Annotated in this window: 20 protein-coding genes, 1 other RNA gene and 1 pseudogene; 13 read left to right on the forward strand and 9 right to left on the reverse strand. The window is 64.5% G+C overall.

Annotated elements, in window-relative coordinates; all coding sequences use genetic code 11:
- Window positions 1–194 precede the first annotated feature (194 nt).
- The 5 genes from ACIOAU_RS03500 (at window position 195) to ffs (ending at window position 8,297) form a co-directional block, all read left to right on the forward strand.
- Window positions 195–854 carry a GntR family transcriptional regulator gene (locus ACIOAU_RS03500; protein ID WP_101318020.1) on the forward strand — a complete coding sequence of 220 codons (660 nt, stop codon included), beginning with the start codon at window positions 195–197 and terminating at the stop codon, window positions 852–854.
- A gap of 3 nt (window positions 855–857) precedes the next feature.
- Window positions 858–4,346 carry a chromosome segregation protein SMC gene (gene smc, locus ACIOAU_RS03505; protein ID WP_401179956.1) on the forward strand — a complete coding sequence of 1,163 codons (3,489 nt, stop codon included), beginning with the start codon at window positions 858–860 and terminating at the stop codon, window positions 4,344–4,346.
- Window positions 4,347–4,551: 205 nt separating this feature from the next.
- Complete coding sequence (gene zipA, locus ACIOAU_RS03510; RefSeq protein WP_188035651.1) at window positions 4,552–5,439, forward strand: cell division protein ZipA; 888 nt, start codon at window positions 4,552–4,554, stop codon at window positions 5,437–5,439.
- Window positions 5,440–5,748: 309 nt separating this feature from the next.
- Window positions 5,749–8,079, forward strand: a complete 2,331-nt coding sequence (gene ligA / locus ACIOAU_RS03515; protein WP_401179960.1) for an NAD-dependent DNA ligase LigA — start codon at window positions 5,749–5,751, stop codon at window positions 8,077–8,079.
- 121 nt (window positions 8,080–8,200) lie between these two features.
- Window positions 8,201–8,297, forward strand: an RNA gene (gene ffs / locus ACIOAU_RS03520) — signal recognition particle sRNA small type.
- A gap of 113 nt (window positions 8,298–8,410) precedes the next feature.
- On the opposite strand, the pseudogene ACIOAU_RS03525 reads toward ffs, so the two are convergent.
- Together ACIOAU_RS03525 and ACIOAU_RS03530 are read right to left on the reverse strand one after the other, a co-directional pair.
- Window positions 8,411–8,536 (reverse strand): annotated as a pseudogene (locus ACIOAU_RS03525) (MerR family DNA-binding transcriptional regulator); the annotation flags it as partial.
- 155 nt (window positions 8,537–8,691) lie between these two features.
- A complete protein-coding gene (locus ACIOAU_RS03530; RefSeq protein ID WP_401179963.1) occupies window positions 8,692–9,462 on the reverse strand; it encodes a substrate-binding periplasmic protein in 771 nt (256 codons plus the stop codon).
- Between the two features lie 128 nt (window positions 9,463–9,590).
- Here ACIOAU_RS03530 and dnaX point away from each other — a divergent pair, with 128 nt between their 5' ends.
- From dnaX to recR, 3 genes are all read left to right on the forward strand, one after another.
- The gene (dnaX, locus tag ACIOAU_RS03535; RefSeq protein WP_401179966.1) at window positions 9,591–11,624 is read left to right on the forward strand and encodes a DNA polymerase III subunit gamma/tau; all 2,034 of its coding nucleotides are present in this window, start codon (window positions 9,591–9,593) and stop codon (window positions 11,622–11,624) included.
- 65 nt (window positions 11,625–11,689) lie between these two features.
- On the forward strand, window positions 11,690–12,016 hold the full coding sequence (locus ACIOAU_RS03540) for a YbaB/EbfC family nucleoid-associated protein (protein WP_101318032.1): 327 nt from the start codon (window positions 11,690–11,692) through the stop codon (window positions 12,014–12,016).
- A 220-nt stretch (window positions 12,017–12,236) separates the two neighbouring features.
- Window positions 12,237–12,839, forward strand: a complete 603-nt coding sequence (gene recR, locus ACIOAU_RS03545) for a recombination mediator RecR (protein ID WP_401179971.1) — start codon at window positions 12,237–12,239, stop codon at window positions 12,837–12,839.
- A gap of 18 nt (window positions 12,840–12,857) precedes the next feature.
- Here the strand turns inward: recR and ACIOAU_RS03550 are convergent, their stop codons facing one another.
- A complete protein-coding gene (locus tag ACIOAU_RS03550; RefSeq protein WP_259077346.1) occupies window positions 12,858–14,711 on the reverse strand; it encodes a sigma-54-dependent Fis family transcriptional regulator in 1,854 nt (617 codons plus the stop codon).
- Window positions 14,712–14,990: 279 nt separating this feature from the next.
- On the opposite strand from ACIOAU_RS03550, the gene ACIOAU_RS03555 reads away from it, so the two are divergent.
- Genes ACIOAU_RS03555 through ACIOAU_RS03575 form a run of 5 tightly spaced genes read left to right on the forward strand, consistent with a single transcriptional unit; the run spans window position 14,991 to window position 20,319 of the window.
- Window positions 14,991–16,046, forward strand: a complete 1,056-nt coding sequence (locus tag ACIOAU_RS03555) for an ATP-NAD kinase family protein (protein ID WP_101318039.1) — start codon at window positions 14,991–14,993, stop codon at window positions 16,044–16,046.
- A 22-nt stretch (window positions 16,047–16,068) separates the two neighbouring features.
- Window positions 16,069–17,046, forward strand: coding sequence for a thiamine pyrophosphate-dependent dehydrogenase E1 component subunit alpha (locus tag ACIOAU_RS03560; RefSeq protein ID WP_101318041.1), 978 nt, complete (start codon window positions 16,069–16,071; stop codon window positions 17,044–17,046).
- Window positions 17,047–17,079: 33 nt separating this feature from the next.
- Window positions 17,080–18,102, forward strand: a complete 1,023-nt coding sequence (locus ACIOAU_RS03565) for an alpha-ketoacid dehydrogenase subunit beta (protein WP_150569719.1) — start codon at window positions 17,080–17,082, stop codon at window positions 18,100–18,102.
- Complete coding sequence (locus tag ACIOAU_RS03570) at window positions 18,099–19,205, forward strand: acetoin dehydrogenase dihydrolipoyllysine-residue acetyltransferase subunit (protein WP_150569718.1); 1,107 nt, start codon at window positions 18,099–18,101, stop codon at window positions 19,203–19,205. The genes ACIOAU_RS03565 and ACIOAU_RS03570 overlap by 4 nt, the downstream gene beginning before the upstream one ends.
- A gap of 49 nt (window positions 19,206–19,254) precedes the next feature.
- Entirely contained in the window at window positions 19,255–20,319 is a 1,065-nt protein-coding gene (locus ACIOAU_RS03575) for a 2,3-butanediol dehydrogenase (RefSeq protein ID WP_401180168.1), read from the forward strand.
- Window positions 20,320–20,386: 67 nt separating this feature from the next.
- Here the strand turns inward: ACIOAU_RS03575 and ACIOAU_RS03580 are convergent, their stop codons facing one another.
- From ACIOAU_RS03580 to ACIOAU_RS03605, 6 genes are all read right to left on the reverse strand, one after another.
- Window positions 20,387–20,935 carry an adenine phosphoribosyltransferase gene (locus ACIOAU_RS03580; protein WP_101318049.1) on the reverse strand — a complete coding sequence of 183 codons (549 nt, stop codon included), beginning with the start codon at window positions 20,933–20,935 and terminating at the stop codon, window positions 20,387–20,389.
- 48 nt (window positions 20,936–20,983) lie between these two features.
- Window positions 20,984–21,718 carry a Crp/Fnr family transcriptional regulator FnrA gene (fnrA, locus tag ACIOAU_RS03585; protein ID WP_101318051.1) on the reverse strand — a complete coding sequence of 245 codons (735 nt, stop codon included), beginning with the start codon at window positions 21,716–21,718 and terminating at the stop codon, window positions 20,984–20,986.
- 180 nt (window positions 21,719–21,898) lie between these two features.
- Window positions 21,899–23,281 (reverse strand): oxygen-independent coproporphyrinogen III oxidase, encoded by a 1,383-nt coding sequence (gene hemN, locus ACIOAU_RS03590; RefSeq protein WP_401179978.1) that lies wholly within the window; start codon window positions 23,279–23,281, stop codon window positions 21,899–21,901.
- A gap of 97 nt (window positions 23,282–23,378) precedes the next feature.
- Window positions 23,379–24,062 (reverse strand): sulfite exporter TauE/SafE family protein, encoded by a 684-nt coding sequence (locus ACIOAU_RS03595; RefSeq protein ID WP_401179981.1) that lies wholly within the window; start codon window positions 24,060–24,062, stop codon window positions 23,379–23,381.
- Complete coding sequence (gene ccoS, locus ACIOAU_RS03600; RefSeq protein WP_401179984.1) at window positions 24,055–24,264, reverse strand: cbb3-type cytochrome oxidase assembly protein CcoS; 210 nt, start codon at window positions 24,262–24,264, stop codon at window positions 24,055–24,057. Before ccoS ends, ACIOAU_RS03595 begins: the two co-directional genes overlap by 8 nt.
- An 11-nt stretch (window positions 24,265–24,275) precedes the next feature.
- Window positions 24,276–26,738, reverse strand: a complete 2,463-nt coding sequence (locus tag ACIOAU_RS03605) for a heavy metal translocating P-type ATPase (protein WP_401179987.1) — start codon at window positions 26,736–26,738, stop codon at window positions 24,276–24,278.
- Between the last annotated feature and the right edge of the window lie 71 nt (window positions 26,739–26,809).

Here is a 26,809-nt window from a genome sequence, read left to right on the forward strand (position 1 = left end):
TTTCTGACTCAAAGGTCAAGAAATCGCGCGCAGTGAGTCCGCACCGAACAGTGTGTCTTTTGTTAAGCATAGATCGCGCCTGATTCCCACGGCCGCCTGCAACGAATAAAGCGCAGCGCACCTCTGCGCGACTACCTGGCAAGTGCGCTACAATCCGCCGCTTGTGCCCAGTTCAATGATTTTGAAGGAAAACCATGACGTTCAAGGCGCCGGACAGTCTCTCCGAGCAGATTGCCCACCATCTGGCCGAGCGGATCATCCGCGGCGAGCTTGCCCCGGGTGAGCGGATCCAGGAGCAAAAGGTCACTCAGGCCCTGAACGTTAGCCGCGGCTCGGTACGCGAGGCGCTGTTGATCCTTGAGCGTCGCCATCTGGTGGCGATCCTGCCGCGGCGGGGCGCCCACGTGACCCGTCTTGACGAGCGCAGTGTGCGTAGCCTGTGTGCGCTGATGGGCGAGTTCTACATTCTGCTCGGCAACGCCGTTGCCCAGAAATGGCGCACCGATGCCGACCTGATGCCGTTTCTGGGCATTCAGCAGCGCTTGCAACAGGCCTACGCCGCCACCGACATCAAGACCTTCGTCGCCGAGAGTTTTGCAGTGATGCGCGCTGCGTATCCGTTCGCCGACAACCCGTACCTGCAGGAAACCGTCGAGAACCTGCAGCCCGCCATGAGCCGCGCCTATTACCTCGCGCTGGATCAGCGCCAGGCGAATATGCTCGACTACCTCGACCTGTTCGATCGCCTGCTCCAAGCCGTGGTTGCGCGCGACATTGCACGTATTCGCGAAGTGCTGGTTGCCTACTGCCAGCGCAGCTGCGAGCTGGTGTTGGCTGCGTTGGCACGGGTCTGATCGATGCGCTTGAAGTGCATTCGCCTGGCCGGGTTCAAGTCGTTCGTCGACCCGACCACGGTCAACTTTCCCAGCAACATGGCCGCCGTGGTCGGGCCCAATGGCTGTGGCAAGTCCAACATCATCGACGCGGTGCGCTGGGTGATGGGCGAAAGCTCGGCTAAAAACCTGCGCGGCGAGTCGATGACCGACGTCATCTTCAATGGCTCAACCAGCCGCAAGCCGGTTAGCCAGGCCAGTATCGAACTGGTGTTCGACAACAGCGACAACACCCTGGTCGGCGAGTACGCCGCCTACGCCGAGATCTCGATCCGGCGCAAAGTGACCCGCGACGCGCAGAATACCTACTACCTCAACGGCACCAAATGCCGTCGCCGCGACATTACCGATATCTTCCTCGGAACCGGGCTGGGCCCGCGCAGCTACTCGATCATCGAGCAGGGCATGATCTCCAAGCTGATCGAGGCCAAGCCAGAGGAGCTACGCAACTTCATCGAAGAAGCCGCCGGCATCTCCAAGTACAAGGAGCGCCGCCGCGAGACCGAAACCCGAATTCGCCGCACCCAGGAAAACCTCGCCCGCCTGACCGACCTGCGCGATGAGCTCGGGCGCCAGCTCGAGCGTTTGCACCGCCAGGCCCAGGCCGCAGAAAAGTATCGCGAGTACAAAGCTGAAGAGCGTCTGCTCAAGGCGCGCTTGTCGGCCCTGCGCTGGCGTGAGCTGGACCAGAAGGTGCAGCAACGCGGCGCCGTCATCGGCGATCAGGAAGTAGCCTTCGAGGCGCTGGTGGCCGAGCAGCGCAATGCCGATGCCAGCATCGAGCGCCTGCGCGACGGCCACCATGAATTGTCCGAACGCTTCAATCAGGTCCAGGGCCGCTTCTATTCGGTGGCCGGTGACATTGCCCGGGTCGAGCAGAGCATTCAGCACGGCCAGCAGCGCCTGCGCCAGTTGCAGGATGATCTCAAGGAAGCCGAGCGCACACGGCTGGAGACCGAGTCGCACCTGGGCCATGACCGCACCCTGCTGGCGACCCTCGGCGAAGAACTGGAGCAGCTTGAGCCTGAGCAGGAGATGACCCTCGCCGCAGCCGAAGAAGCGGCTGCCGTGCTCGAAGAAGCCGAGTTGGGCATGCACGGCTGGCAGGAGCAGTGGGACAGTTTCAATACCCGCTCAGCCGAGCCGCGGCGCCAGGCCGAAGTCCAGCAGTCGCGCTTGCAGCAGCTGGAAACCAGCCTCGAGCGCTTGGCTGAACGCCAGCGCAAGCTGGCTGACGAGCGTGATCAGCTCAGCGCCGACCCGCAGGACGCAGCCATGCTCGAGTTGACCGAGCAGGTCGCCAGCAGTGAGCTGCTGCTGGAAGAACTGCAGCTCAGCGAGCAGGACGTGCTCGAACGCCTCGAAGCTGTGCGTGAGCAACTGCAGCAGCTCAACCAGAGCCATCAGCAGTTGCAGGGCGAGCAACAGCGTCTGGGCGGCCGGCTGGCGTCGCTGGAGGCGTTGCAGCAAGCCGCCCTGGAGCCGTCTGCCGGTGCTGGCGAGTGGCTGCGCGAGCAACGTTTGCAACAGCGTCCGCGCCTGGCCGAGGGTTTGCGCGTCGAGGCAGGTTGGGAGCTGGCCGTCGAGACGGTGCTGGGTGCTGACTTGCAGGCAGTGCTGGTCGACGACTTCAGCCAGCTGGACTTTGCCACGCTGGAACAAGGTGATTTGCGCCTGTTGCTGGCGGCCGGCGAGGGCGCTCGGGTGCCCGGCAGCTTGCTCGACAAGGTCGAAGGGCGCACCGACCTCAGCCCTTGGCTGGGCCAGGTGCGTCCGGTCGAGACCCTTGAGCAGGCGCTGAGCCAGCGCGCAAGTCTGCTGGCTGGCGAAAGCCTGGTCAGCCGCGATGGCTACTGGGTGGGCCGGCATTTCCTGCGCGTCAGCCGCGGCAGCGAAGCGCAAGGCGGCGTGCTCGCCCGCGCGCAGGAGATCGAACAGCTGGCCGAGCAGCAACTGCAGCAACAGGAGCAGTTGGACCAGTTCGAGCAGCGCCTGCACAGCCAGCGCGAGCAACAGCGTGACCTTGAAGAGCAGCGCGAACAACTGCGCCGCCGTAGCCAGGACGAAAACCGTCAGCACGGTGAGCTCAAGGCGCGTTTGTCTGCCGGTCGCGCCCGCGCCGAGCAGCTTGAGCTGCGTCGCCGCCGTCTTGAAGAAGAATTAAGCGAGCTCGGTGAGCAGCGCGCCTTCGAGCACGAACAGCTCGGTGAGGCGCGGCTGATCCTGCAAGAGGCCCTTGACCTGATGGCCGAGGACACCGAGCAGCGCGAACAATTGCTGGCCCGCCGCGACACCCTGCGCGAAGGCCTCGACCGCATCCGCCAGGAAGCCCGCCAGCACAAGGACCACGCCCACCAGTTGGCCGTGCGCCTGGGCTCGCTGCGCGCCCAGCATGATTCCACCCGGCAGGCGCTGGAGCGGCTGGAGCAGCAAGCCGAGCGCCTGAGCGAGCGCCAGGAGCAGTTGAGCCTGAATCTGGAAGAGGGCGAAGCGCCGCAGGAAGAGCTGCGCCTGAAACTTGAAGAGCTGCTCGAACGGCGCATGAGCGTCGATGAAGAAATGCGCCTGGCCCGGCTGCATATGGACGACGCCGACCGCGAACTGCGCGACGCCGAAAAACGCCGCACCCAGGCCGAGCAGCAGTCGCTTTTGCTGCGCGGTCAGCTGGAGCAGTCACGGCTTGAATCGCAAGGCCTGAACCTGCGTCGCAGCACCTTGCAGGAACAACTGCTGGCCGACGGTTTTGACCTGCAAGGCGTGCTTGCCACGCTCGATCCCGAGGCCAGCGAAGCGACCACCGAACAGCAGCTCGAACAAATCGAAGGGCGTATTCAGCGCCTGGGTGCGATCAACCTGGCAGCCATCGAAGAGTACGAGCAGCAGTCCGAGCGCAAACGCTATCTGGATGCGCAGGACGCCGACCTGGTGGAAGCGCTCGAGACCCTGGAAAACGTCATCCGCAAGATCGACAAGGAAACCCGCACCCGCTTCAAGGATACCTTTGATCAGATAAATGCCGGTTTGCAGGCACTTTTTCCAAAAGTTTTCGGCGGTGGCAGCGCTTACTTGGAACTGACGGGCGAAGATTTACTCGATACTGGGGTGACAATCATGGCGCGCCCGCCTGGCAAGAAAAACAGCACCATCCATTTGTTGTCGGGTGGCGAGAAAGCCCTGACTGCGCTGGCGCTGGTGTTCGCTATCTTCAAACTCAACCCGGCACCGTTCTGCATGCTCGACGAAGTCGATGCGCCGCTGGACGATGCCAACGTCGGGCGGTACGCCCGGTTGGTCAAGGAAATGAGCGAGACCGTGCAGTTCATCTACATCACCCACAACAAGATCGCCATGGAGATGGCCGATCAACTGATGGGGGTGACGATGCACGAGCCAGGCTGTTCACGTCTTGTTGCAGTTGATGTAGAGGCGGCGATGGCCATGGTAGACGCCTGATAAGCGACGCTGAGGCGTTTTCAGCAGCTAAAACGCCTGTCATGTGTGACAGACGGTGTAAAGTTGCCTTTGGTCGTGCTAGCTTTACCGTCACGTGTATTCTGCGTGGGTAAAACGCCTGTCAGAACATAGAGTTGGCGCCACGTGTTAAAGGGCTTTGAACCCTTTGTTTTCAAGCATATTTTTTATAGAGGCACGGGATTAAATGGAAATCGGTCTGCGCGAGTGGCTGATCGTCATCGGCATCATTGTCATCGCCGGTATTCTTTTCGACGGCTGGCGTCGCATGCGTGGTGGCAAAGGCAAGTTGAAATTCCGTCTCGATCGCAGCTACTCCAATGTTGCGGACGAAGAAGGCGGCGCGGAAGTGCTCGGCCCGGCACGCGTGCTGGAAGGCCAGCACAAAGAGCCCGAGCTGGATGAAACCGACCTGCCGTCGATGAGCGCAGGGCGTGAGCGCGAGCGCGAAGCCAAACCCGTCAAGGCCGCCAAGCGCGGCAAGCGCAACAGCGAGCCGCATCAAGGCGATCTGAGCCTGGCGGCCGAGCCGCGTGAGCCCGACCTGTTCGCCGAGCCTGACAACGCCTACGAGACTGACAACAACCGCACTAGCGGTTTCTCCTCGAGCTCGTCCAGCAGCAGCGTCAAGGAGCTGCCACCGGCTGAAGAAGTGCTGGTGATCAGCGTGATCTCCCGTGACGAAACCGGCTTCCGCGGCCCGGCACTGTTGCAGAACATTCTCGAGAGCGGTCTACGCTTTGGCGAAATGGACATCTTCCACCGTCACGAGAGCATGGCCGGTCACGGCGAAGTGCTGTTCTCGATGGCCAACGCGGTCAAGCCAGGGGTGTTTGACCTGGATGACATCGACCATTTCAGCACCCGTGCGGTGAGCTTCTTCCTCGGCTTGCCAGGCCCGCGCCACCCCAAGCAGGCGTTCGACGTAATGGTCGCTGCTGCGCGCAAGCTGGCCCATGAGCTCGATGGCGAACTCAAGGATGACCAGCGTAGCGTGTTGACGGCGCAGACCATCGAGCATTATCGCCAGCGTATCGTTGAGTTCGAGCGTCGCGCGCTGACTCAGAAACGTTGATTTAACTGTGCGGGCAGGGTCGATAGTGATCCTGCCCGCAGTGATTTTTGCGCTAGAGCAGCTTTGGGGTTGAGTGGGGCAGGCGAGTGCGGCGGTGCCTGGATTGGGGCTGCGGCGCAGCCCTTTCGCGACACAAGGCCGCTCCTACATGGATCCCGTTGCCGTTGAGGTCAGTGCGGTCCCCGCCGCTCTTTAGGCATGCGCGGTCCCCTGTAGGAGCGGCCTTGTGTCGCGAAAGGGCCGCATAGCGGCCCCCCATCCGCCAAACCCACCCAAAGCCGCTCTTGTGCCCAGCAAGAGACCCCCCCCATGACCGCCGAAACCCGCATCCATCAGCTGCGCGCCGAACTCGACCAGCACAACTACCGCTACTACGTCCTCGACGAGCCAAGCATCCCCGACGCCGAATACGACCGCCTGTTCAACGAGCTCAAAGCCCTCGAAGCCGAACACCCGCACCTGGTCACCCCCGACTCGCCAACCCAGCGCGTCGGCGGCAGTGCCCTCGCGGCTTTCAGCCAGATCCGCCACGAAGTGCCCATGCTCAGCCTGGGTAACGCCTTCGAAGAAGCTGACCTGCGCGAATTCGATCGCCGCGTGGTCGACGGCCTCGATCAGCCCGGCGCCGTCGACTACAGCTGCGAGCCCAAGCTCGACGGCCTTGCGGTCAGCCTGCTGTACCGCGATGGCCAGTTGGTGCAAGGTGCCACCCGTGGCGACGGCACCACCGGCGAAGACATCAGCAGCAACGTGCGCACCGTACGCAACATCCCGCTCAAGCTGCAGGGCAGCGGCTGGCCAGCCGTGCTTGAAGTGCGCGGCGAAGTGTTCATGAGCAAGGCCGGCTTCGACCGCCTCAACGCCAGCCAGGCTGCCATTGGCGGCAAGACCTTCGCCAACCCGCGCAACGCCGCCGCCGGCAGCCTGCGCCAGCTGGACTCGAAGATCACCGCCAGCCGCCCGCTGGAATTCTGCTGCTATGGCGTTGGGCAAACCTCCGAAAGCATCGCCGACAGCCACATCGACACCCTCGAGAAGCTCAAGACCTGGGGCATGCCGATCAGTCGCGAGCTCAAGCACGCCGCTGGTATTGAAGAATGCCTGGCCTACTACCAAGACATCGGCGCTCGCCGCAACGAGCTGGCCTACGAGATCGATGGCGTGGTGTTCAAGGTCAACAGCCTGGCCGCACAGCGCGAGCTGGGCTTCCGTGCACGCGAGCCGCGCTGGGCGATCGCCCATAAATTCCCGGCCATGGAAGAGCTGACCGAAGTGCTCGACGTCGAGTTTCAGGTCGGTCGTACCGGCGCAGTCACGCCTGTCGCGCGCCTGAAGCCGGTCAAGGTCGCCGGCGTCACCGTATCCAATGCCACCCTGCATAACATGGACGAAGTCGCCCGGCTCGGCGTGCATATCGGCGACACGGTGATCATCCGTCGCGCTGGCGACGTCATCCCGCAAGTCATGCAGGTGGTGCTCGAGCGCCGCCCGGCTGACGCCCGTCCGGTGCCGGTGCCGAGTGAATGCCCGGTGTGCGGCTCGCAGGTCGAGCGTACCCAGTTGATCAAGCGCAGCAAAGGCAAAGAGACCACCAGCGAAGGTGCGGTCTACCGCTGCGTTGGCCGCCTGGCCTGCGCCGCGCAGCTGAAGCAGGCGATCATCCACTACGTCTCGCGCCGCGCCATGGACATCGATGGTCTAGGTGAAAAAAGCGTCGAGCAGTTGGTCGATGAGGGGCTGATCCGCTCGCCGGCTGACCTGTACAAGCTGACTTTCGAGCAGATCGTCGACCTCGAAGGCTTTGCCGAGGTTTCCAGTAACAAACTGCTCGAGGCCATCAACAACAGCAAGCGACCAAACCTGGCGCGCTTCATCTACGCCCTCGGCATCCCCGATGTCGGCGAAGAGACCGCCAAGGTCCTGGCGCGCTCGCTGGGCAGCCTGGCGCGGGTGCAGGAGGCGCTGCCGCAGGTGCTCACCTACCTGCCCGATATCGGCCTGGAAGTCGCCCACGAGATCCACAACTTCTTTGAAGACCAGCACAACCGCGACGTCATCCAGCAGTTGCTCGACAGCGGCATGCAGTTGCAGGAGGAGGGTGAGCTGGCCCCCGAGTTCGCCGCCAGCACTACCCTCGCCGGGCTGATCGCCAAGCTCGATATCGCTTCGGTCGGCCCGACTGGCGCCGAGAAGCTGGTGGCCAAGCTCGGCAGCCTCGAGCAGATCATCCAGGCCGACGGCATCGACCTGCGTCAGGCCCTGGCGGCCAAGCAAGCCGAAGCCGTGTGCGAGTTCTTCAAGGTCGAGGCCAACCAACAGCTGGCACGCGCTATCGAAGCGCAGCTGCTGAAGTTCGGCATGCACTGGGCCAGCGACAAGCGCGTGGTCGAAGGCCTGCCCCTGGCCGGGCAGACCTGGGTGCTTACCGGCAGCCTCGAGCGCATGAGCCGCGACATCGCCAAGGACAAGCTCGAACAGCTCGGCGCCAAGGTCGCCGGTTCGGTCTCTGGCAAGACCCACTGCGTCGTCGCCGGCCCCGGCGCCGGCTCGAAGCTGGCCAAAGCCAGCGAACTCGGGGTCAAGGTGCTCGATGAGGACGCCTTTGTCGGCTTCCTGGCCGGCCACGGCATCGACATCTGACTGCCTCGCGGGTCAAGTCATTGAGAAATGATGATTTTTTCTTGATGTAGAGGTTGTAACTTCGTCGCAGAGCGGTACAATGGCGCGGCTTGTCACGTGGCAAGTCGCGTTATGGTGGCCCTATCGGTCCCTCCGCATTGATTACCCGTTGACCTGGTCAGATCCGGAAGGAAGCAGCCAAGGCGGGGACATTGAGTGCCGGGGTGTGGCTGGTGGGGCCGCCTCCATTTCAGGGGTCGGAAAATCTTTCGGCGCGCCTGCTCCAACATCGCCCTTCACTGTTCAACCCAACTCCCCTCAGTTATTCGAGCGCCGCTCGCGTACACCTACCCACGTCTGCGGAAAACTGGCGACGTTGGCCGGCGCTGCTAAGTGACTCGAGCAAGCCAGTCTTGGCGTAGTAGCGCAGGGTCGAGGCGGGTACTCCGGTGCGCTTGGCGACATCGACGATGTCCATGACTGCTCCCTTGACTTGAAGTTGACTTCAACTTCCATGCTGCGCGGCATTGGGGTTTTTCGGCAATCTGCGAGGGTGTATTCATGGGCGTTACGGTTTTATTGATTTCCACGCTGGTGTTCGGCAGCGGCTTGTATGCCACGGCGTTGCTGCTTTCACTGGTGTGAGCCGATCACCATCGGCGCTGGCGAAGTGGGCGCGGCGTAGTGCTGAACAATGCGGTCCATCTCGCCGGACTGCTTGATCCGCACCAGCGCCCTGAGCAGCGCCTGGGTCGGGCGCGACGAGTCGCTGCGGACCACGCAACCGAGGTTTTGCTCATCCAGCAGCGCGCGGCTCTGCAATTGCGCTTCGGCTGGCAGTTGGCGGTTGAACCACTGCAGCGATAACTCATTGCTCACTGCGTACTGGTAGCGCCCGGCCTGTAGTTTCTGCAGGGCCAGTTGTTGGCTACGGCTGTCTTCGCGGTGCAATTGTCCTCGGCTGAACAGGGGTTGCAGGGTTGGATAGCTATAGCCGAGGACCGTACCAATGGCTTGAGCCGGCAGGCGCGAGGCATCCACGGGGTCGAGCAGGCCGGCGCGGCTTACCAGCAGATCGCGCTGGACCATCAGCGGCACGCTCCAGATGTACTCGCCTGGGCGCTCGATCAACCAGTTGGTTGCGAGGTGGCAGCGCACGTCGACATCGCCGTCCTCCATGGCTTGCTGCATGCGCAGGCGGGCCAACACGTGGTACTCAGGCCGCACCCCGGCTTCGCGCGCGGCAGACTGCATCAAGTCATAAAGAATGCCTTCGACCGGCTGACCCTGCTCGATGCGGATCAGCGGCATGCTCCAGCTCTCGGCAATGGCGAAGCGCAGCACCGGTTGCTCGGCCCAGCTGGGCGTGGCGCATAACAGCAGGCTGGCCAGTAGTCGGCGCACGTCTGTTCCTCCTTGATCTGCGTCGAACCGTGCATGGCTTAGCGTAGACGAGATTGGCCGGGTGCAATTTCGGCCCCGCTCCGCTAGCATTAGCGATCTTCCGCTGGTTCAGTTTGCGATGGTTTTTGATGAGTTATCAGGTTCTTGCACGTAAGTGGCGTCCGCGCTCGTTCCGCGAAATGGTCGGCCAGACCCATGTGCTCAAGGCATTGATCAATGCGCTGGACAACCAGCGGCTGCATCACGCCTACCTGTTTACCGGTACCCGCGGGGTCGGCAAGACCACCATCGCGCGGATCATCGCCAAGTGCCTGAACTGCGAAACCGGCATCACCTCGACGCCCTGTGGCACCTGCTCGGTGTGCCGAGAGATCGACGAGGGGCGCTTTGTCGACCTGATCGAGATCGACGCCGCCAGCCGAACCAAGGTCGAAGACACCCGCGAGCTGCTCGACAATGTGCAGTACGCACCGAGCCGTGGCCGCTTCAAGGTCTACCTGATCGACGAAGTGCACATGCTCTCGACGCACTCGTTCAACGCCTTGCTGAAGACGCTGGAAGAGCCGCCGCCCTACGTCAAGTTCATCCTCGCCACCACCGACCCGCAAAAGCTGCCGGCCACCATCCTCTCGCGCTGCTTGCAGTTCTCGCTGAAGAACATGAGCCCGGAGCGGGTGGTCGAGCACCTGAATCACGTGCTGACTGCCGAGAACGTGCCGTTCGAGAATGACGCACTGTGGCTGCTCGGGCGCGCTGCCGATGGCTCGATGCGCGACGCCATGAGCCTGACCGATCAGGCCATCGCCTTTGGCGAAGGCAAGGTACTGGCCGCCGATGTGCGGGCGATGCTCGGCACCCTTGATCACGGCCAGGTGTACGGCGTGTTGCAGGCGTTGCTCGAAGGCGATGCGCGAGCGCTGCTGGAGGCGGTGCGCGATCTGGCCGAGCAGGGCCCGGACTGGTCCGGCGTGCTCGCCGAGATGCTCAACGTGCTGCACCGCGTGGCCATCGCCCAGGCGCTGCCCGAGGCGGTCGACAATGGTCAGGGCGACCGTGATCGAGTCCTGGCGCTGGCGTCGGCGCTGCCTGCCGAGGACGTGCAGTTCTACTATCAGATGGGTTTGATCGGCCGGCGCGACTTGCCGCTGGCACCAGACCCGCGCGGCGGTTTCGAAATGGTCCTGCTGCGCATGTTGGCATTCCGCCCGGCGGACAACGATGACGCGCCGAGACCGCAGCTAAAGCCAGTGGGGATCAGCCAGGCCACAGCTGATTCAGCAACAGCGGTGGCAGCGGCAGCGCCCGTCAGCGCGGTTGCAGAGGTGCCGGCCCCGGCTGCGCCGGTGGCCCCAGCGGTTGCCGAACCAGTAGTCGCGGAGCCTGTTGCGGAACCAGAGCCAGAACCAGAACCTGCTGCGCCAGCGCCAGTTGCCGAGCAAGCCATCGACCTGCCATGGGAAGAGCAGGCAGCGCCTGTCGCTGCGCCGAAGCCACCTGCGCCTGAGCCGCCAGCCAAGCCCGAGCCGCAACCCGAAGCACAGCACGCGCCGTCACGTGACGACGCGCCGCCGTTCGACCCGGCTGCCTACGATGGCGTCGGTATGGAACGTGACGACGAGCCGCCGCTGGACGAGGACTATTATGCCGGTGAGGCCGACCCGGTTGGTTTCAGCTACCTCGACGAACTCGCCGAGCACGTTCAGGAAGACCAGCAGGCGCCGCCGCCCGAGCCGCTGCCAGCCTCCAAGCCGGCAACCGGGCTGGCCCTGCAATGGTTGGAATTATGCCCACAGTTGCCTGTATCGGGGATGACAGGCAACATCGCCGCAAACTGTACGTTGATTGCCGTCGACGGCGACAACTGGCTGCTGCACCTTGACCCGGCGCAGGGCGCGCTGTTCAACTCGACCCAGCAGCGGCGCTTGAACGACGCGCTCAACCAGCACCTCGGGCGCACCCTGCAGCTGAGCATCGAGCTGATTCGCCCGGAGCAGGAAACCCCGGCCCAGGCCGCAGCGCGCAAGCGTTCCGAGCGTCAGCACGATGCCGAAGTGTCGATCGAGCAGGATCCGCTCATCCAGCAGATGATCCGCCAGTTTGGCGCGACCGTGCGGCAGGATACTATTGAGCCCGTAGAGCCTCTGGTCAGCCAGGGGCAATAGACCGATATCCATGCGGCCGGCACTGCGCCAGGCCGCATCATATGAACCAATCGAGGTATACCCCCATGATGAAAGGTGGCATGGCAGGCCTGATGAAGCAGGCTCAGCAAATGCAGGAAAAAATGGCCAAGATGCAGGAAGAGCTGGCCAGCGCCGAAGTCACTGGTCAGTCCGGCGCCGGCCTGGTCAGCGTGGTCATGACCGGCCGTCATGACGTCAAGCGCATCAGCCTCGACGACAGCCTGATGCAGGAAGACAAGGAAGTCCTCGAAGACCTGATCGCTGCCGCCGTCAACGACGCCGTGCGCAAGGTCGAGCAGAACAGCCAGGACAAGATGGGCGGCATGACCGCTGGCATGCAACTGCCGCCGGGCTTCAAGATGCCTTTCTAAGGCATTGGCTTTCCTGCAGGACAAAACGCCCGTTGATCGGGCGTTTTTTTTTGCGCTGGTTAAACCCTGGCCAGTAACCGCAGCCGACCGAACCCGCAGGCGCGGTCGAGGGTCAACCACAACACAGGTAGGCCTTGTCGGTTTCGGCTGTAGCTGATTTGACGCTGCCTGCCGTGGCCGGTATAAACCGCCTCTTAATTTGTATTGTCAGGCCTCTCCGATGAGCTTCAGCCCACTGATCCGCCAACTGATCGACTCGCTGCGCATCCTGCCCGGTGTCGGCCAGAAAACCGCCCAGCGCATGGCCCTGCAGTTGCTCGAGCGTGACCGCAGCGGCGGCCTGCGCATGGCGCAGAGCCTGACCCAGGCGATGGAAGGGGTCGGCCACTGCCGCCAGTGCCGCACCTTGACCGAACAGGAGCTGTGCCCGCAGTGCGCCGATGTGCGCCGCGACGACACCCAGCTGTGCGTGGTCGAGGGGCCGATGGATGTGTATGCCGTGGAGCAGACTGGTTTCCGCGGTCGCTACTTCGTACTCAAGGGGCACCTGTCGCCGCTCGATGGCCTCGGGCCTGAGGCTATCGGCATCCCGCAGCTGATGGCGCGCATCGCCGAGCAGGGCAGCTTCACCGAAGTGATCCTCGCCACTAACCCGACCGTAGAAGGTGAGGCGACCGCGCACTACATCGCCCAGTTGCTGCACGAGCAGGGCCTGGTTGCCTCGCGCATCGCTCACGGCGTGCCGCTCGGTGGCGAGCTGGAGCTGGTCGACGGCGGCACCCTGGCCCATGCCTTTGCCGGGCGCCGACCGATTGCGCTGTAACTGGCTGCCCCCAGCCGGTTACTTCATCCGCGGCATTTCAATCCGGTGCTCGTGCACGCGCCGGTACAAGGTTGCCCGGGAAATGCCCAGCGCCTGAGCTGCATCCGCCGGTTTCCAGCGATGACGAATCAGCGCATCGAGAATCATCTGCCGGGCCGGGCTGGAGACGCTGGTCAGCGCCGGCGCGTCCTGAGCGGCGCCGCGCAACTCTTGCGGTAGATCATCCAGGCGCAACTGGCCACCATCACACACCGCGCAGGCATAGCGCAGCACCTGGCGCAGCTGCCTGAGGTTGCCCGGCCAGCGGTAGCTCAACAGCGCTTCCAGCGCCGCATCGGTGAGCAGCACCTCAACCCTGCAGGCCTGCGCCTCCTCGGCCAGCAGGCGGTGGATCAGGCTCAGGCGGTCGTCGCGCTCGCGCAGCGGCGGCAGTTCGAAGCGGGCGTTGGCCAGGCGGAAGTACAGGTCCTCGCGAAAGCGCCCGTCGCTGACCATCGTTGCCAGGTCACGGTGAGTGGCGCAGATCACCTGGATATCGACGCGCTCGCGCCGTGCCGCACCCAGCGGCGCCACCTCGCCCTCGGCCAGCACCCGCAGCAGCCGGGTTTGCAGGCTTAGCGGCATGTCGCCGATCTCGTCGAGAAACAGCGTGCCGCCATCGGCTTGCTGGAGCAGGCCCTGCATGCCTTTGCTGGAGGCGCCGGTAAACGCTCCGGCAACATAGCCGAACAGCTCGCTTTCGATCAGCGACTCCGGGATCGCCGCGCAATTGAGCGTGACAAACGGCCCTGCTGCGCGCTGGCTGAGCTGGTGCAGCTGGCGGGCGAAGACTTCCTTGCCGACCCCGGTTTCACCTTGCACCAGCACCGCCAGGTTGCAGTCCTTGACCCGCGTGGCCAGGCGCAGGTGCTGGCTGATGCGCGCGTCTTGGGCTGGCGCCGTGGGCACTGATGGCGGGCTGCGCCGCTGTGGCGCGCTGACTCGCCCATACAAGGCAAAACCTGGCAGGCGCTGGGCGCTGGCCTCGCTGGCGCGGCGCAGTTGCTCAAGGTCGAACAGCTCGCCGATGTGTTGCGGCAGGCGCCCGTTGCGTGCCAGCAGATGCTCGCGGGCGAGGCTGTTGAGCGCTTGCAGGCGGCCTTCGGCATCCCAGGCGAGCAGGTAATCGGGCTGGCTTTCGACATAACCGGGGGTGCCGTGGGCGCGCATCACCCAGTGGCCCTGGCTGCTGTGCATGAAGAAGGCGTTTTCGATCTCGCGAGCGGTCTGCTCGACCAGCTGGCGAATCAGGTGCTGGCTGCGCCGATCATCCGGCGACTTCAGCGCGGACACGTCGACCACCCCCAGCAGTTCGCCCAGCGGGTCGAACACCGGCGCTGCGGTACAGGTCAGGCCGATGAATGCAGCGCGATAGTGATCGCGCTTGTGCACGGTCACCGGCGCCTTGCTGGTCAGCACCGCCGCCACGCCGCAGGTGCCTTCTTCCACTTCCGACCAGCAGGTGCCCAGATACAGGCCGGCCTTGCGGCAGTCAGTGCGGATGCTGCTGTCGACCCGGTAGTCGATGGTGCGGCCCTGGCCGTCGGTCAGCAGCACGCAGTAGTCGGCGCCGCGCACTTGGGCGTGCAGGCGCGCCACGGCGTCGCTGGCGATGCGCAGAAACAGCTCGGCGCGCTCGCGGCATTCGTTGAGCAGGTTTGGCGAAAGGATGCGTGGACCTTGCTGCGAACCAGGGTCGAGGTGATGCAGCTCCATCGAGCGCCGCCACGAATCGAGGATCAGCGCGGGTACCGGCACCTGTGGCTGGCGTTCGGCGTTTTTCAGCACGCGGCTGACACAGTCGACATGGGCTCTGGAGTTCGCGGCGAGCATTCGGGCCTCCGGGTCTCTCGTTCTTGTCTTTATCGAGCCATTAAGCACCCGTGCGAAAGCCGCGACAAGCGCTGCTTGATTGGCGGCGCGGCTGAGACGCGGCGTCTCAGCGTCTCGCGGTCGGCGCTGCTGGCGCGGCACCCGGCGTCTCGCCGGCAAGCCGCCAATGTGCGCTGGACAATAGCTGAAACCGCTCTGCCACAGGGTTTGCAGCGTTCAGATCAAAAGCTGGCACCGGCCTTGCTCTGGCTCTCCTCAAACAATAAAACGAGGTGCGCCATGCGCCAGCCCGGCCCGATCATCGGGATCATTGCCAACCCTGCCTCCGGTCGCGACCTGCGCCGCCTGACGGCCAATGCCGGTTTGTATTCCAGCACCGACAAAGCCTCGGCGATCCAGCGCCTGCTCGCCGCATTTGGCGCCACTGGCATTGCCCAGGTGCTGCTGCCAACCGATATGACCGGCATCGCCGCCGCGGTGCTCAAGGCCAGCACTGGCCCGATGGCCCGTGAGCAGCGCTGGCCGGCGTTGCAGATGCTCGATCTGCCTCTGACGCAAACCGCCGCCGACACCCGCCTCGCGGCTCGCCAGATGGTCGAGCAGGGCGTGGCGATGATCGCTGTGCTGGGCGGCGACGGCACGCACAAGGCGGTCGCCGCCGAAGCCGGCGATACGCCGTTGCTGACCTTGTCGACCGGCACCAACAACGCCTTCCCTGAACTGCGCGAAGCGACCAGCGCGGGCCTCGCCGGTGGCCTGCTGGCCAGCGGGCAGATCCCAGCAGCCATAGGCCTGCGCCGCAACAAGCGGCTGCTGGTGCGGGTGCCGCAACAGCAGCTGTGCGAATGGGCGTTGGTCGAGGTCGCGGTTTCACCTCAACGCTTTGTCGGCGCCCGCGCCTTGAGCCGCAGCGAAGACCTGGCAGAAGTGTTCGCCTGCTTTGCCGAGCCACACGCCATCGGCCTGTCGGCCATCTGCGGGCTGTGGTGCCCGGTTTCACGTCAGGCCGAGCAGGGCGCCTGGGTGCGCCTCGATACCAGCGCCACACAGGTCTTGCTGGCGCCGCTCGCGCCCGGCCTGTTGCAAGGCTGTGGGGTGACCGCCAGTGGCCCGCTGCAGCCGGGCGTGGCGTATCCGCTGAGCCTGCGCAGCGGCACCCTGGCGCTGGATGGCGAGCGTGAAATCGAGTTTGCCGAGCAAGACACCCCAACCATCACCCTCGACCTGCACGGCCCACTTTCGGTCGATGTCGAGGCAGTGCTGGCGCATGCCGCCCGCCACCATCTGCTGGTCGTCCCCCGCGACCAGCGGCACACCCCTGCAACCCTGCGTTGAGACAACCCTGGAGAACAACAAGATGTCCACCCAACTCAGCTCCGAGCAGTTGCTGCATGCCTATGAAGTCATGCGCACCATTCGCGCCTTCGAAGAGCGCCTGCATGTCGAGTTTGCCACCGGCGAGATCCCCGGTTTCGTCCACCTGTATGCCGGCGAAGAGGCCTCGGCGGCCGGGGTCATGGCGCACCTGCGCGATTCCGATTGCATCGCTTCCAACCACCGCGGCCATGGCCACTGCATCGCTAAGGGCGTCGATGTGTACGGGATGATGGCCGAGATCTACGGCAAGAAGACCGGCGTCTGCGGCGGCAAGGGCGGTTCCATGCACATCGCCGACCTGTCCAAGGGCATGCTCGGCGCCAACGGCATCGTCGGTGCCGGCGCGCCGCTGGTGGCCGGCTCGGCGCTGGCAGCCAAGCTCAAGGGCCGCGATGACGTCTCGGTGGTGTTCTTCGGCGACGGCGCCTCCAACGAAGGCGCGGTGTTCGAAGCCATGAACATGGCCTCGGTGATGAACCTGGCGTGCATCTTCGTCGCCGAGAACAACGGCTACGCCGAAGCCACCGCGTCGAAATGGTCGGTGGCCTGCGACCATATTGCCGACCGCGCCGCCGGCTTCGGCATGCCCGGGGTGACGATCGACGGCTACGACTTCTTTGCCGTGCACGAAGCCGCAGGCGCCGCCGTCGAGCGTGCGCGCAGCGGCCAGGGGCCGTCGCTGATCGAGGTCAAGCTGACCCGCTACTACGGCCACTTCGAGGGCGACGCACAAACCTACCGCGCCCCCGACGAGGTCAAGAACCTGCGCGAAACCCGCGACTGCCTACTGCAGTTTCGCAACAAGACCACCCGTGCCGGCCTGCTCAGCGCCGCGCAACTGGACGCCATCGATGGCCGCGTCGACGACCTGATCGAGGACGCCGTACGCCGCGCCAAGGCCGACCCCAAACCACAGCCCGCCGATCTGCTCAGCGACGTTTACGTCAGCTACCCGTGAGCCCCCGACAATAACAACGACAGGACAATCACCATGGCAAGAAAGATCAGTTACCAGCAGGCCATCAACGAGGCCCTGGCCCAGGAAATGCGCCGCGACAGCACTGTGTTCATCATTGGCGAAGACGTCGCCGGCGGCGCCGGTGCGCCGGGTGAGCAGGACGCCTGGGGTGGCGTGCTTGGCGTGACCAAGGGCCTTTATCATCAGTTTCCGGGGCGGGTGCTGGATGCGCCGCTGTCTGAAATCGGCTACGTCGGTGCCGCCGTCGGTGCTGCCACCCAAGGCCTGCGCCCAGTCTGCGAACTGATGTTCGTCGACTTTGCCGGCTGCTGCCTGGACCAGATCCTCAACCAGGCGGCGAAGTTTCGCTACATGTTCGGCGGCAAGGCGGTGACACCGCTGGTGATGCGCACCATGGTCGGTGCCGGCCTGCGCGCAGCGGCCCAGCACTCGCAGATGCTCACCTCGCTATGGACCCATATCCCGGGCCTGAAGGTGGTCTGCCCGTCGTCACCGTATGACGCCAAGGGCCTGCTGATCCAGGCCATCCGTGACAACGACCCGGTGATCTTCTGCGAGCACAAGCTGCTCTACAGCATGCAGGGCGACGTACCCGAAGAGCTCTACACCGTACCGTTCGGCGAGGCCAATTACCTGCGCGACGGCGACGACATCACCCTGGTGACCTACGGGCGCATGGTCCATCTGGCCATGGAAGCTGCCAACAACCTGGCCCGCCAGGGCATCGACTGCGAGGTGCTCGACCTGCGCACCACCAGCCCGCTGGACGAGGACAGCATCCTTGAAAGCGTGGAGAAAACCGGCCGGCTGGTGGTGATCGACGAAGCCAACCCGCGTTGCTCGCTGGCCACCGACATCAGCGCGTTGGTCGCGCAAAAGGCCTTTGCCGCGCTCAAGGGGCCGATCGAGATGGTTACCGCGCCGCACACGCCAGTGCCGTTCTCCGATGCCCTCGAAGACCTGTACATCCCCGATGCGGCGAAGATCGAAGCCGCCGTGCGCAAAGTCATGGACGCCTCAAGGAGTGCTGCATGAGCCAGATCCATACCCTGACCATGCCCAAGTGGGGCCTGTCGATGACCGAGGGCCGAGTCGACGCCTGGCTCAAGCAGGAAGGCGAGCAGATCAACAAGGGCGACGAGGTGCTGGATGTCGAGACCGACAAGATCAGCAGCAGCGTCGAGGCGCCGTTCAGCGGCGTGTTGCGCCGCCAGGTCGCCCAGCCGGACGAAACCCTGGCAGTCGGCGCATTGCTCGCCGTGCTGGTCGACGGCGAGGCCGATGAGGCCGAGATCGACGCGGTGGTCGAGCGCTTCCAGGCCGAGTTCGTCGCCAGCGCTGCCAGTGAGCAGGCGCAAGGCCCGGCACCGCAGAAAGCCGAGGTCGGCGGGCGCCTGCTGCGCTGGTTCGAACTGGGCGAGGGCGGTACACCGCTGGTACTGGTGCACGGCTTTGGCGGCGACCTCAACAACTGGCTGTTCAACCACCCGGCCCTGGCCGCCGAGCGGCGGGTGATTGCGCTGGACCTGCCCGGTCACGGCGAGTCGGCAAAGACCCTTGAGCATGGTGACCTGGACGAGCTCAGCGGCGCCGTGTTGGCCTTGCTCGACCACCTCGATATCACCCGCGCGCACCTGGCCGGGCATTCCATGGGCGGCGCGGTGTGCTTGAATCTGGCCCGCCTGGCGCCGCAGCGGGTGGCCAGCCTGAGCTTGATCGCCAGCGCTGGTCTGGGCCGGGAGATCAATGGCGACTACCTGCGCGGTTTTGTCGAAGCGGCCAATCGCAATGGCTTGAAACCAGCCATGAGCCAACTGTTTGCCGACCAGGGCATGGTCACCCGGCAGATGCTCGAGGACATGCTCAAGTTCAAGCGCCTCGAAGGCGTCGACGCTGCCCTGCGTTTGTTGGCCGCAGCGATTGCCGATGGCGACCAGCAACGCCATGACCTGCGCGGCGTGATCGCCCAGCAGCCGACCCTGGTGCTGTGGGGCAGCGAAGACGCGATCATCCCGGCCAGCCATGCCCAAGGCGTAGAGGCCGAAGCGGTGGTGCTGCCAGGGGTTGGCCATATGGTGCAGATGGAAGCTGCCGAGCAGATCAACCAGCTGCTGCAGGACTTTGTCCGCAAGCACTGATCCCGTGAGCCTGGAGAAAACAACAATGAACGACCTCAGCCACTCCCATATGCGCGCCGCCGTCTGGCATGGGCGCAATGACATTCGCGTCGAACAGGTACCGCTGCCGGCAGACCCACCGCCGGGCTGGGTGCAGATCAAGGTCGACTGGTGCGGCATCTGCGGCTCGGACCTGCACGAGTACGTGGCCGGGCCGGTATTTATCCCGGTCGAAGCACCGCACCCGCTGACCGGTATTCAGGGCCAGTGCATTCTAGGCCACGAATTCTGCGGCGAGATCGCCAAGCTCGGCGAGGGCGTCAGCGGCTACGCCGTTGGCGATCCGGTTGCTGCCGATGCCTGCCAGCACTGCGGCACCTGCTATTACTGCACCCATGGCTTGTACAACATCTGTGAAAAACTGGCCTTTACCGGGCTGATGAACAACGGTGCGTTCGCCGAGCGAGTGAACGTCCCGGCCAATCTGCTCTACCGCCTGCCCGAAGGCTTCCCGCGCGAAGCCGGCGCGCTGATCGAGCCGCTGGCGGTGGGCATGCATGCGGTGAAAAAGGCCGGCAGCCTGCTTGGGCAGAACGTGGTGGTAGTCGGGGCTGGCACCATCGGCCTATGCACCATCATGTGCGCCAAGGCCGCAGGTGCGGCTCAGGTGATCGCCCTGGAGATGTCCTCGGCGCGCAAGGCCAAGGCCCTTGAGGTCGGCGCCAGTGCCGTGCTCGACCCGAGCCAGTGCGACGCGCTGGCTGAAATCCGCGCGCTCAGCGGCGGGCTGGGTGCTGATGTCAGCTTCGAATGCATCGGCAACAAGAACACCGCCAAGCTGGCCGTCGATGCGATTCGCAAAGCCGGCAAGTGCGTACTGGTAGGGATTTTCGAGGAGCCGAGCCTGTTCAACTTCTTCGATCTGGTCTCGACCGAGAAACAGGTACTGGGTGCCTTGGCCTACAACGGCGAGTTTGCCGATGTGATCGCCTTCATCAACGATGGCCGCCTGAACATTCAGCCACTGGTGACCGGGCGCATTGGCCTGGAGCAGATCGTCGAGTTGGGCTTTGAGGAGTTGGTCAACAACAAGGAGCAGAATGTGAAGATCATCGTCTCGCCAGGCGGGCGTTGATCTACACAGGCTGACCTACACGGGGAGATGCGCTGGCCGCCAGCGGCCAGCGCAGATCAGGCAGCCCCTAGTATTCGCTCAGGGAAAACTCGGTCAGGCAGAAGGTCGGCACGCCTGCGTCCTGCAGCCGTTGCGAGCCTTCCAGCTCCGGCAGGTCGATGATCGCCGCCGCTTCGAACACTTGCGCGCCGGTGCGCCGGACCAGGTTGGCTGCTGCCAGCAAGGTGCCGCCAGTAGCAATCAGGTCATCGAAGATCAGCACCGAGTCGCCTTCACACAGGCTGTCCGCGTGCACTTCAAGAAACGCCTCGCCGTACTCGGTCTGATAGCCCTCGGACAGCACATGCGCCGGCAGCTTGCCCTGTTTGCGGAACAGGATCAGCGGCTTGTTCAACTGGTGGGCAATGATCGACCCGATCAGAAAACCGCGCGCATCCATGGCACCGATATGGCTGAATTCGGCCTCGACATAGCGCTCGATGAACCGGTCGGCCACATAGCGCAGGCCGCGCGGCGACTGGAACAACGGGGTGATGTCACGGAAGATCACACCCGGCTTGGGGAAGTCCACTACCGGGCGGATCAGGGCTTTGAGGTCGAAAGTGTCGCTGTACATGAGGGGTATCCTGAGAAATCTGGCCGCAAGTATACCCCGTCAACTGGCTCAGGCGTCGATAGCGCCGCCGGCCAGTGCGCACAGCTGGATCGGGTCGAGGATATGCACTTCCTTGCCCTCGGCCGTGATCAGGCCGTTTTGCTGGAAGCGCGTGAACACCCGCGACACGGTTTCCACAGCCAGGCCCAGGTAGTTGCCGATCTCGTTGCGCGACATGCTCAGACGGAACTGGTTGGCCGAATAACCGCGTGCGCGGAAGCGCGCCGACAGGTTGACCAGGAAGGTGGCGATGCGCTCGTCAGCGGTTTTTTTCGACAGCAGCAGCATCATTTGCTGGTCGTCGCGAATCTCCCGACTCATCACTCGCATCAGCTGGCGGCGCAGTTGCGGCAGTTGCACCGACAGTTCGTCGAGGCGCTCGAAGGGGATCTCGCATACCGAGGTGGTTTCCTGGGCCTGGGCCGATACCGGGTAGGCCTCGGTGTCCATGCCCGACAGGCCGACCAGCTCGCTCGGCAGGTGGAAGCCGGTGATCTGCTCCTCGCCGCTGTCGCTCAGGCTGAAGGTCTTCAGGGCACCGGAGCGAACCGCATAGACCGAGCCAAAATCGTCGCCCTGGCGGAACAGGAATTCCCCCTTTTTCAGCGGGCGGCCGCGTTTGACGATTTCATCCAGCGCATCCATGTCCTCAAGGTTAAGGGACAATGGCAGGCACAACGGGGCCAGGCTGCAATCCTTGCAGTGGGCCTGGTTGTGTGTGCGCAGTTTTACTGGCTCGGACATTTCAATCGATCCTTGTGGGAAATCACACATAAGCCGTAAGGATAACCGACGGCATGGCTTGAGGGCCAGCCTGCACTTTTTTTGTGCAGGCTGGCGGGTCTGCCGCGTGGTGTCGCGCAGCCCGTCCTCAGCCAATGATGTGCCTGCCCCACAGGGAAGTCCATGCGCTGCTTGGTCGCGTCAGATCACCCGCGAGAAACGCTGGCGATTGTGTTGCGCCAGGTAGGCATCGAACACCATGCATACCGAGCGGACCAACAGGCGCCCGGCCGGCAGGACCTTGATGCCCTTGCTGTCGAGACGGATCAGACCGTCGCGGTGCATCGCCTGCAGTTGCGGCCACAGCTCATTGAAGTAACCACGAAAATCGATCATGAAGGTGCGTTCGATCTGCTCGAAGTCCAGCTCGAAGTGGCAGATCAATTGCTGAATCACCGCCCGGCGCAGGCGATCATCCTGGTTGCACAGCAGCCCGCGCTGGGTCGCCAGTTGTGCGTTGGAGAGGAGCTCCTTGTAGGTGTTCAGGTCGCTGCTGTTCTGGCAGTACAGGTCGCCGATCTGGCTGATGGCCGACACGCCGAGGCCGATCAGGTCGCAATGACCGTGGGTGGTGTAGCCCTGGAAGTTGCGCTGCAGGGTGCCTTCTTCCTGGGCGATGGCCAGCTCGTCGTCGGGCAGGGCAAAGTGGTCCATGCCGATGTAGCGGTAACCCGCTGCGGTCAGTTGCTCGATGGTGGCGTGGAGCATTTCCAGCTTGGCTGCCGGGGCCGGCAGGTCGTTGCTGTCGATACGCCGCTGGGGCATGAAGCGCTCTGGCAGGTGCGCGTAGTTGAACACCGAAAGGCGGTCGGGCTGCAGTCGGATTACTTCGTCGACGGTGCGGGCGAAGCCCTCCGGGGTCTGCTTGGGCAGGCCGTAGATCAAGTCCAGGTTGACCGAGCGGAACTGCAAGGTACGCGCCGCCTCGATCAGGGTGCGGGTCTGCTCCAGGCTCTGCAGGCGGTTGACCGCACGCTGCACCATTGGGTCGAGGTCTTGCACACCGAGGCTGACCCGGTTGAAGCCCAGTTCGCGCAGCAGGCCCATGGTCGACCAGTCGGCTTCACGCGGGTCAAGCTCGATGCCGTAGTCGCCGGAGTCGTCGTCGAGTAGGTTGAAGTGCTCGCGCAGGCTCGCCATCAGCTGACGCAATTCGACATGGCTGAGGAAGGTCGGCGTGCCGCCACCAAAGTGCAGCTGTTCAACACGTTGTTTAGGTTCCAGATGACAGGCGATCAGCTGGATTTCCTGTTGCAGGCGCTGCAGGTAGGGCAGGGCGCGGGCGCGGTCCTTGGTGATGACCTTGTTGCACGCGCAGTAGTAGCAGATGTTGGCGCAGAACGGCACGTGCACATACAGCGACAGCGGCCGTACCGCGCGGCGGCTCTCGCGCAGGGCATGCAGCAGGTCGAACGAACCCACTTCGCTGTGCAGTTGCAGAGCGGTTGGGTAGGAGGTGTAGCGAGGGCCGGCCAGGTCGTAACGACGGATAAGGTCGGCGTCCCAACGAAGTTCGTCGAGCATGTGAAATAGTCCCCGGATAGGAGCAGCAGTGTCCGAAGTCTATGAGCGTCTGTAGGAATCTGTTTTGATTTGTATCAACGCGCCTCGCGAGGCGCCCTCAGTGGCCCATCAGCCAGTGCTGGTGCGGGCCGGGCAGGGTCCACAGGCCAAACACCATCACCAGCAGGCCACCGGCCACGCGCACACTGCGTTTGCGCAGCAGCCGATTGACCCGCTCGGCGGCCAGCCCGGTGGCGAGCAATACCGGCCAGGTGCCGAGGCCGAATGCCAGCATCAGCGCCGCGCTGTAGCCGGCATTGCCCTGGCTCGCTGCCCACAGCAGGGTGCTGTAGACCAGCCCGCACGGCAGCCAGCCCCACAGTGCACCGAGCAGCAGCGCCCGTGGCAAACTCGACACCGGCAACAAGCGAGTTGCCAGCGGTTGAATATGCCGCCACAGGCCACGGCCGAGTGCTTCGATGCGGGTCAGCCCGCTCCACCAACCGGCCAGGTACAGGCCCATGGCGATCAACAGCAACGCCGCGATTACCCGCAACACCTGCGCTGCCGGGCTGCTGGCCACGGCCCAGCCGGCCATGCCCAGCAGCAGGCCGGCGCTGGCATAGCTGAGCACGCGGCCGAGGTTGTAGGCCAGCAACAAGCGCAGCCGGCGGCCGCGTTGTTCTGCCGGGATGGCCAGGGTCAGCGCGCCCATCAGGCCGCCGCACATGCCCAGGCAGTGGCCGCCGCCAAGCAGGCCGAGCACCAGCGCGGAGCCCAGCAGGGGCAGCAGATCAGCCACGGGGCGGGGTGTCCTCATCCGCGGGCTTGGTGTCGTGCTTGACCGCCGCTTGATGGCCTGGGTCCTGGTCATCGAAGAGGATGCTGTGCGCCGGGCTGTCGAGGTCGTCGTACTGGCCGCTGTCGACGGCCCAGAAGAAGATGTAGATGGCCACGCCAACGATCAGCAGGGCTGCGGGAATCATGATGTACAGCGCAGGCATGGCGGTATCGCTCAGTGAAGGATGGTCGCGCCGGCACCCGCCTCGACGCGGGCCGTGCTGGCGGGCGCGGGGTCGGGCAGGCGGGTCAGGCGCAGGGCATTGAGCACCACCACCAGCGAGCTGACCGACATGCCGATGGCGGCCCACACGGGGGTGATCCAGCCCAGCGCCGCGAACGGCAACATCAGGCCATTGTACAAGGTTGCCCAGGCCAGGTTCTCGACGATTATCCGCCGCGTGCGGCGTGCCAGCAGCAGCGCCTGGGCCAGCGCTTGCAGGCGGTTGGACAACAGCACCGCATCGGCGCTGGTTTTTGCCAGGTCAGTAGCCGAGCCCATGGCAATGCTGATGTCCGCTGCAGCCAGCACGGGCACGTCATTGACCCCATCACCGAGCATCAACACCTTGCGCCCTGCGGCCTGCAAGGCGCGCAGGCGGGCCAGCTTGTCGTCGGGGCGCAGGCCGCCAACCGCCTCATCGATGCCCAGTTGCGCGGCCACCTCAGCGACCATCGGCGAGCTGTCGCCTGACAGCAGCAAGGTCTGCCACCCGCGCGCCTTGCAGGCGTCGAGCAAACCCTGGGCGTCATCGCGCAGGCGGTCGTCCAGGCCAAACCAGGCCAGCGGGCCGTGTGCATCGCCGAGCAGCAGCCACTGGCCACGCGGCTCGGGCAGCAGCGGTGGCTCGCTGCCGCTCAGGGCACAGACGAAACTGGCTTGGCCGATGCGCAGGTGCTGGCCGTCGAGTTGGCCTTCCAGGCCCAGCCCGGGCACGTTCTGCACTTCTTCGGCGGGCCGCGTGCTGCGGCCGAAGGCACGCGCGATCGGGTGCTCCGAGCGGTTTTCCAGGGCGGCGGCGAGGGCCAGGCACTGGTCGCTGCCCAGCGTGCCCAAAGGGCGAATGCTGCGCAGGGTCAGGCGGCCTTCGGTGAGCGTGCCGGTCTTGTCGAAGATCACCGTGTCGATCTGGTTGAGGCCTTCCAGCACATGCCCGCGGGTCACCAGCAGGCCAAGCTTGTGCAGGGTGCCGGTGGCGGTGGTCAGCGCGGTCGGCGTGGCCAGCGACAGGGCGCAGGGGCAGGTGGCGACCAGCATCGCCAGCACGATCCAGAATGCCCGGCTCGGGTCCAGTTGCCACCAGAGCAGGCCGATGGCGACTGCGGCCAACAGCGTGAATAACAAGAACCACTGCGAGGCGCGGTCGGCGATCTGCGCCAGGCGCGGCTTTTCGGACTGGGCGCGTTCCAGCAGCCGGACGATGGCGGACAAGCGCGTGGCCTGGCCCAGCGCTTGGACCTCGACGCTCAGCGTGCTTTCGATGTTCAAGGTGCCGCCGGTGACGTGATCGCCCGGGCTGCGCGCCAGCGGCAGGTACTCGCCGGTGAGCAATGACTCGTCGATGCTCGAGCGGCCCTCGACAATCCGCCCGTCCGCCGGGATCACCGCGCCGGGCAGCACCTGCACCCGATCGCCGCAGTTGAGTTCGGCCAGCAGAATACGCTCGCTGCGCCCCTCGCTGTTCAGGCGCAAGCACGAGGCCGGCAGCAGGTTGACCAGTTGCGCAGTGGCCGCCGCCGTGCGCTCGCGGGCGCGGCGTTCAAGGTAACGGCCAGTCAGCAGAAACAGGGCAAACATGCCGACCGTGTCGAAGTACAGCTCGCCACTCCCGGTGATCGCCGTCCAGATACCGGCGCAGTACGCCAGGGCGATGGCCAGCGACACCGACACATCCATGGTCAGGTGGCGGGTGCGCAGGTCGCGCGCGGCGCCTTTGAAAAACGGCGCACAGCTGTAGAACACGATCGGCGTGGTCAGAAACAGCGCAACCCAACGCAGAATGGTGTGCAACTCGGGGCTGAGGTCGATGTTGAATTCCGGCCAGGTGGCCATGGTCGCCATCATCGCCTGGAACCACAACAGCCCGGCCACACCGAGGCGGCGCAAGGCGCTGCGGTTCTCCCGCGCAAGCTGCTCGGCGGCCTGGTCGGGCTGATACGGGTGGGCGGCGTAGCCAATCTGGCGCAGCTCGGCCATCAGCTTCGACAACGGCAGTTGCAGGTCGTCCCAGCTCAGCAGCAGGCGGTGGTTGGACAGGTTCAGGCGGGCGTCGGCCACGCCTGGCACATTGCGCAGGTGTTTCTCGATCAGCCAGCCGCAAGCGGCGCAACTGATGCCTTCAATCATCAGCACCGCTTCGGCATGGCCATGGTCATGGCGGACGAAGCCTTGCTGAACATCGTTGCGGTCGTACAGCGCCAGTTCGTCCTGCAACTGCTGGGGCAGGGCCTCTGGGTTGGCGCTGGTTTCGCTGCGGTGCTGGTAGTAGTGCTCAAGGCCGCCAGCGACGATGGATTCGGCAACGGCCTGACAACCGGGGCAGCAGAATGCGCGCAGCTCGCCCAACACCTTGGCGTTGAAGCGGCTGCCGGCAGGGACCGGTAGGGCGCAGTGGTAGCACGGGTTGGGCTGAGTCATCACATCATGGCCTTACAAAAACCGCAAAGTTGCACGCATCCCCGTAGGAGCGGCCTTGTGTCGCGAAAGGG

Source organism: Pseudomonas sp. NPDC088322 (assembly GCF_044740745.1).
In the GTDB taxonomy this organism is placed as follows: Bacteria; Pseudomonadota; Gammaproteobacteria; order Pseudomonadales; family Pseudomonadaceae; genus Aquipseudomonas; species Aquipseudomonas shirazensis.

What these genes read in the sequence shown, in the direction of transcription:
- ACIOAU_RS03500 (WP_101318020.1), top strand. Translation starts at nt 195, where the DNA reads ATGACGTTCAAGGCGCCGGACAGTCTCTCCGAGCAGATTGCCCACCAT.
- smc (WP_401179956.1), top strand. Translation starts at nt 858, where the DNA reads ATGCGCTTGAAGTGCATTCGCCTGGCCGGGTTCAAGTCGTTCGTCGAC.
- zipA (WP_188035651.1), top strand. Translation starts at nt 4,552, where the DNA reads ATGGAAATCGGTCTGCGCGAGTGGCTGATCGTCATCGGCATCATTGTC.
- ligA (WP_401179960.1), top strand. Translation starts at nt 5,749, where the DNA reads ATGACCGCCGAAACCCGCATCCATCAGCTGCGCGCCGAACTCGACCAG.
- dnaX (WP_401179966.1), top strand. Translation starts at nt 9,591, where the DNA reads ATGAGTTATCAGGTTCTTGCACGTAAGTGGCGTCCGCGCTCGTTCCGC.
- ACIOAU_RS03540 (WP_101318032.1), top strand. Translation starts at nt 11,690, where the DNA reads ATGATGAAAGGTGGCATGGCAGGCCTGATGAAGCAGGCTCAGCAAATG.
- recR (WP_401179971.1), top strand. Translation starts at nt 12,237, where the DNA reads ATGAGCTTCAGCCCACTGATCCGCCAACTGATCGACTCGCTGCGCATC.
- ACIOAU_RS03550 (WP_259077346.1), bottom strand. Translation starts at nt 14,711, where the DNA reads ATGCTCGCCGCGAACTCCAGAGCCCATGTCGACTGTGTCAGCCGCGTG.
- ACIOAU_RS03555 (WP_101318039.1), top strand. Translation starts at nt 14,991, where the DNA reads ATGCGCCAGCCCGGCCCGATCATCGGGATCATTGCCAACCCTGCCTCC.
- ACIOAU_RS03560 (WP_101318041.1), top strand. Translation starts at nt 16,069, where the DNA reads ATGTCCACCCAACTCAGCTCCGAGCAGTTGCTGCATGCCTATGAAGTC.
- ACIOAU_RS03565 (WP_150569719.1), top strand. Translation starts at nt 17,080, where the DNA reads ATGGCAAGAAAGATCAGTTACCAGCAGGCCATCAACGAGGCCCTGGCC.
- ACIOAU_RS03570 (WP_150569718.1), top strand. Translation starts at nt 18,099, where the DNA reads ATGAGCCAGATCCATACCCTGACCATGCCCAAGTGGGGCCTGTCGATG.
- ACIOAU_RS03575 (WP_401180168.1), top strand. Translation starts at nt 19,255, where the DNA reads ATGCGCGCCGCCGTCTGGCATGGGCGCAATGACATTCGCGTCGAACAG.
- ACIOAU_RS03580 (WP_101318049.1), bottom strand. Translation starts at nt 20,935, where the DNA reads ATGTACAGCGACACTTTCGACCTCAAAGCCCTGATCCGCCCGGTAGTG.
- fnrA (WP_101318051.1), bottom strand. Translation starts at nt 21,718, where the DNA reads ATGTCCGAGCCAGTAAAACTGCGCACACACAACCAGGCCCACTGCAAG.
- hemN (WP_401179978.1), bottom strand. Translation starts at nt 23,281, where the DNA reads ATGCTCGACGAACTTCGTTGGGACGCCGACCTTATCCGTCGTTACGAC.
- ccoS (WP_401179984.1), bottom strand. Translation starts at nt 24,264, where the DNA reads ATGCCTGCGCTGTACATCATGATTCCCGCAGCCCTGCTGATCGTTGGC.
- ACIOAU_RS03605 (WP_401179987.1), bottom strand. Translation starts at nt 26,738, where the DNA reads ATGACTCAGCCCAACCCGTGCTACCACTGCGCCCTACCGGTCCCTGCC.